The organism is Cellvibrio mixtus subsp. mixtus J3-8, assembly GCF_000766945.1.
In the GTDB taxonomy this organism is placed as follows: domain Bacteria; phylum Pseudomonadota; class Gammaproteobacteria; order Pseudomonadales; family Cellvibrionaceae; genus Cellvibrio; species Cellvibrio mixtus_A.
Genome location: NZ_ALBT01000126.1, coordinates 1 through 5,712, shown reverse-complemented (window position 1 = coordinate 5,712; position 5,712 = coordinate 1). Strand labels below are relative to the sequence as shown.

The window sequence follows — 5,712 nt, the reverse complement described above, 5'->3', positions numbered from 1 at the left end:
CAGGCTGAACGTTTGATTGAAGAGCATTATGGATTGATTGCCGGTGGTGATCTCACTGTAGAGTTTGAGCGTGACGTTCCAGGTGGCGAAGCGGCGCATGACAGTTATACAAGTTGTTGTACTTTAAGTCAGTTAGCTTGCTCAATATCAACCGTCTATTTCAGTGCAAAAAATGACGAAGTATTTTTTATAGATAAAGTCGCCTAAACACCGTTTACAAAATGGCACCAATTGATATTATCCGCACTGCATACATATCCCCTTAAACCTACAGGGCAATGGACGATTCATAACTATGAATCCAATCACACTGGATGTAAAAATGGATTATAGCTTCATAAGAGCTACTTATCTCGATAAGCAGATGATTAAAAGCTGCTTTTCTTCATTGTATCGTTCCGATACATATCGAATTCTATTTTTTTATTCTTAAACACTTCAGGTGATTCCATGTTTGGTTTAGCAATTATATTTTTCATGCTTCTTTATTTGATAATTTGGATTTTGTTGGTAATAGGTGCCGCCTATTTGGGGGCAAAGGTTTTAAAATCAAAAAAAGCAGCGATTATTTTGGGGGTTATCGGTTTTCTGGCGGGGTATTGGCCGGCTTTCGGCGATTTAATCCCTACCTTATGGACGCATAAGCAGCTCTGTGAAAAAGAAGCTGGATTCAAGGTTTATGTTACTCCTGAGCAGTGGGACAGGAAAAATCCTGGAGTACTTGATACGCTTCATCCTTATGAAAAATATATTGATATGGATGATTCAAGGCTAAAAAATGAAAAATTTAAAACGTCATTTAAAATTGATGAGTATTCGTATCCACCAATAAAGAAATTTTCTGAAAAAATCTATGAAATTGAAACTAATAATTTAATAGCTGAAAAAATTGATTTTTCAAGGGGTTACGGAAATCTTTCTTTGGGAGGAGATAATAGAGCTATTAAAATATGGCTTTCGTCCGATTCTTGTTTTGATGATACTGAAAAGGAGATAGTTCTTTTTAAAGTTAAGGAATATTATTCAAAGTTAAAAATGAAGTGGGGATATTAGTTTTAAAATATTTGTTTTTAATGGAATTTTTTATAGGAGATTGCTATGAGTGTTTTGGTTAATGATTATTTTGATTTAGCTAGCCTTGCGGAGGCAAGTTATGCTGATTTTTCGAGTTTTCCTGAAGTTAAAGATGCTCTATTGGCAAGTGAATTCTCTGAAGCGCAAGCTGATGATATTTTGTCTCGCTGGACTGTAAGGGCTCATTTACCTAACACTTCCACTGGGTTTTCCACTAGCCTTTTTGAAGGAATCGATGGGTTTGTCTTAGCTTTTCGTGGCACGGAGCCAACTAAGCAATGGGCAAAGGATATCGTCGATGCGGATGTCGGCGATATTGTTACGGATGGCATTGCCCTTGATCAAATAATTGATTTAGTAAATACATGGGCATGGCTGAATTCAGCTGGGGTTTATACTGCTGCAAAATTAGAAGTGTTAGATACTGAAACCGCTACACTTCAGTTTATTAATAGGTTTGGTGATAAAACAACACGAGCTATTTTCCTAGCAGGTTTGGCTTTGCGTGATGATGTTGTAGTGGATTTCCCCAGCAATACGGTTAGACGTGTTATATGGGAAAATTCTGACACTGCATTTTCTGATGTGAAATACCAAACAGGTCTTGGGCTTGGGGATGAAATTGCAGCTAAAGGTTTGACAGTAACTGGACATAGTTTGGGTGGCCATCTAGCATCGGCATTTACGCGATTATTCCCAGATATCAACGCCGATGCATTAACAATTAATGGTGCTGGTTTTGGTATTGTTGGTTTGAGTGGGTTTGCGTCCAAGAATGTATCCAATTTTTTTAATATGTTGTTTGGAGGCGACTCCTTTAATAGTGATGGAATTTTGAATTTATACGGTGAGCGGAACCCTGAATTCGTAACGCAAGATGTATTGCTAAAGCAACCTGGAGGGCATGAGCCAGTATTTATTGAGCAAGCTGGTTTTATTGATAATACATTAGGGCATGGTACAAAGCCAATAACGGATACATTGGCGGTGTATGACTTATTTTTTAAAATGGATAAGAACGTCTTGCTTGATGATATGTTGTCTATTTTTAATTCATCAAGTAATGCAGCAGAAAAAAGTTTAGAAAATATTGTATCAACACTGGTTCGTATGTTTAACACTGGTGATAGCAATGTTATTACGGACGATAGGGAGTCATTGCATTCACATATTGATCTTATTCGAAAAAATAGCGAATTTATTTCGTTGGCTGAGAAAGTCAATGTAACCAAAGATGCAAGCCCATTTGAAGCAAAAAATAATTTCAGCCATTTTCTCTCTCTTTATCATCTGGCCCCTTTTGTGTTGGAGGGTGGTGAAAGTGCTCTCCAAAAAGCTAATTTAGATATTTATGCACTTTGGAATGCAGATGCGGCATTAACGCCTGCTGAGCGTAGTCAAGGTAAAGAAAATTTCTCCGATGTATGGTATCAAGACCGGGCAGCAATGTTGGCTGCATTGATTTCTCGTAATGAAGAAGATGAAATCAATGATGAAAACACGAATAAGGGAGAAAATGACATTCTATTTTTGGATAAAAGGGATTCATTAAATCTTTTATCCGAGGGTAGTAATGGTGATAAAACTCACGTAATTAATTTTGGTGGCTCACAGGCTGATGAATTAACCGGTGGGGCATATAACGACCGCATTTATGGCATGGATGGCAATGATAAACTTAGTGGTTTAAGCAGTCACGATGCTTTATTTGGTGGTGCTGGTGATGATGAGCTTATTGGTGGCGAAGGTTCAGATTTGTTAGTGGGTGGTAAGGATAAAGACACTCTCATTGGTGAGGCAGGGAATGACATTTTAAAGGGCGGTGAAGGCGACGATACCTATAAATTCACCGGCAATTTCGGTCGCGATATTATTATTGATAGCGAAGGCTCAAATACCCTGGATATTAACGGCGCTATTGGTGAGTTAACACAAACCTCCAAAGACAGCCTGATTTATAGCAATGCTTCCAACACAGTAGAAGTTATCCTGATTGAAGAAGGTGGTAAAAAATCACTGCTGATAAATTCCCTTTCAAATTCAGGCAGCAGTATTACGATTGATAATTGGGTGTCCGGTCAATTTGGTATTACCTTAAAAGAATTCGAAAACGAAGAAAGTTCTTCTCTGCATATCATCAACGGCAACGCAAACCCCAATCAATTATTCCCCTATTTTGAAGAAAACCAGCATTATTCTGCTTCCGAAATTCACGGTGGCGCAGGTGGCGATTTTATTCATGGCAGTTCAGGAGATGACAAATTATATGGCGGTGACGGTGATGATTGGATAACGGCGGGCAATAATCGCGGATTGGTTTCCAGTGCGAATCCTTCAGATATTATTATACCGGCAGGTGGTGGAGGAAAGGACTGGATTGATGGTGGTGATGGCGACGATGTTATCTCCGGTATTGCATCGGGCTCAACCTGGCTTGGTGGTGACGGCAATGACATGTTGCTGGGCGGTAGTGTATTGCATATGTTCAGGTTCAATGGTCCTTCTGTTGATGGGGTGAGCGATGATGTAAGGGCAAGCATTGCATGGCAGGATTTTAGCCAACATTTCAAAAAAGGATTTAAAGCTGATAAGAAAACAGTCGGAACTACAAATGAACACGGCTATTCAGCGTGGGCAGGTATCGAGCCAGGGACTTATACCGGAGCATCCGCTCATGGAAATGGGTGGCAATATAAAATAGTAGTGACAAACAGTACGCCGCTTTATGACCCGGCTGCGATTAACGCCGGTGTTTCTCATTATTCTTATAACTCGGATAACTTTAACGCATCATTCAATATGCGTATCTCCTATAGTCATCCATCCTGGAACGATGGCCAGTTTGTTTTAAGTAACGGCGTGTATTTTGAGTTTGGTTTGTTGCCAAAAGCATTAAAAGATGGAGTTACCTTAGAAAGCGTCGCTAATTATAAACACCTTAATTTGCACGGCGGAAAAGGCGATGATTTGCTGCTCGGATGGTATGCCCGTGATGAATTGCAAGGCGGTGAAGGCAACGACGTTATCTATGCAGACCAAGGCAATGATCTGGTTGATGGCGGAAGTGGCAATGATACCTTGTCGGGTGGTTGGGGTAATGACACGCTAATTGGTGGTGATGGAAATGATCTAATGCTAGGCGATAGCACTGATTCAACCGAGATTGGCTCAGATGACATTATGTACGGCGGCAAGGGAAATGATTCACTAAATGGAAATCAAGGCAATGATTTTCTGTACGGTGGAGATGGGGACGATCAGCTGATAGGTAATACCGGCAACGATTATTTATACGGTGGAGAAGGTGTAGACACGATATTGGGAGGTACAGGCGCTGACACTATTGTAGGAACCCTTGAGGACAAAATTTTAAATGGCGATGAAGATGATGATCTTTACATCATTGATACCTACATCGCTACCGGTGCTGAAATTCATGCATTTGCAAATACTGACAATAATAATTTAGCGTTCACAGTCGCAAATTTCTCTGCATCAGATTCCCCCATATCTTCTGTTACATCGATTAATGATAATGGCGGAAAAGATACAATTTCATTCCTCGGTCTTAACAATCTGAATGATATGGGCGCAACAGCTCAAGGGAATGATTTGGTTCTGAGATATCGAGGGCGAAGCATCTTTATCAAAGATGGATTGAATGGTGCTATCGATTATATGTCCACTGGCGATTCAATTGAGGCAGCCTCTGTTGTTGGTTCAGGATCTTCAGGCGCAACTACTATTGAAAACTTCCTATTGGAAAACCTTGAAACGGCTATCACCCGTGTGGGAGCAGCAGGTGCGCAGCTTGTAGGTGGGTTATTGGATGATAATCTAACTGCTCACGCGCAAGGATCAATCATTACGGGTGGAAAGGGAAATGACTCCTTATATGGTGGCCAAGGTAATGATGTTTATGTAATACGAAGTGGTGATGGCAACGATACTGTTTATGAAAATGGCGGCATCAATACTATCCGTTTTTCTGCAGGAGTATCACCAGAGCAACTAAGGTTACGTCGTGTAGGGAATAATCTATTAATTATCATTTCTGACGATCAGCATATTATTGTTAATGGTATTTTTAGTGAGACGACGGGTGATGTTATTGCTGATAAAGCAATCCAGCGTATTGAATTTAACAACGGGCAACACTGGGATCTTGCGCGTATCCTTGAAGAGTCAGCAAAAGGAATTAATCTAACAGGTACTGAGTTTGCTGATCAGCTTTTTGGATATGGAAGCGGAGACACGATCACCGGCGGAAAAGGTAACGATAAATTATACGGTGATAAAGGTGATGACCATTATTATTTTGCCACGGGTGATGGTGCCGATCTGATTGATGATGTGAGTGGTACGGACCATATCCATTTTGCAGCAGGTGTTACCGAATCCCAGGTCAGTTTGCGCAGGGATACCAGCAATAATCTCATTATCCGCATCAATAACACCGACAGTATTACTGTGCTCAATGCCTTCAATGCGCAAGGTGCGCTCACTATAAATTCAATCGAACAAATTCATTTCGATAACAATAATGTGTGGGATGTGCAGCGCATTAATGCCGAACTCGCGTTACATAAACCGTATTCTTTTACCGGCACAACGAGCAACGATGTGCTCACGGGTGAT

3 protein-coding genes are annotated in these 5,712 nt (G+C 40.5%); all 3 read left to right on the top strand.

Features of this window, described 5'->3' with window-relative positions; all coding sequences use genetic code 11:
- The coding region (locus A596_RS23070) for a hypothetical protein (RefSeq protein WP_039913042.1) at positions 1–207 on the top strand (207 nt) is incomplete at its 5' end.
- Positions 208–450: 243 nt separating this feature from the next.
- Positions 451–1,053: a hypothetical protein gene (locus tag A596_RS04880; RefSeq protein WP_039913040.1), complete on the top strand. Its 603-nt coding sequence runs from the start codon at positions 451–453 to the stop codon at positions 1,051–1,053.
- Positions 1,054–1,098: 45 nt separating this feature from the next.
- On the top strand, positions 1,099–5,712 hold a 4,614-nt coding region (locus tag A596_RS23785), incomplete at its 3' end, for a calcium-binding protein (protein WP_039913039.1).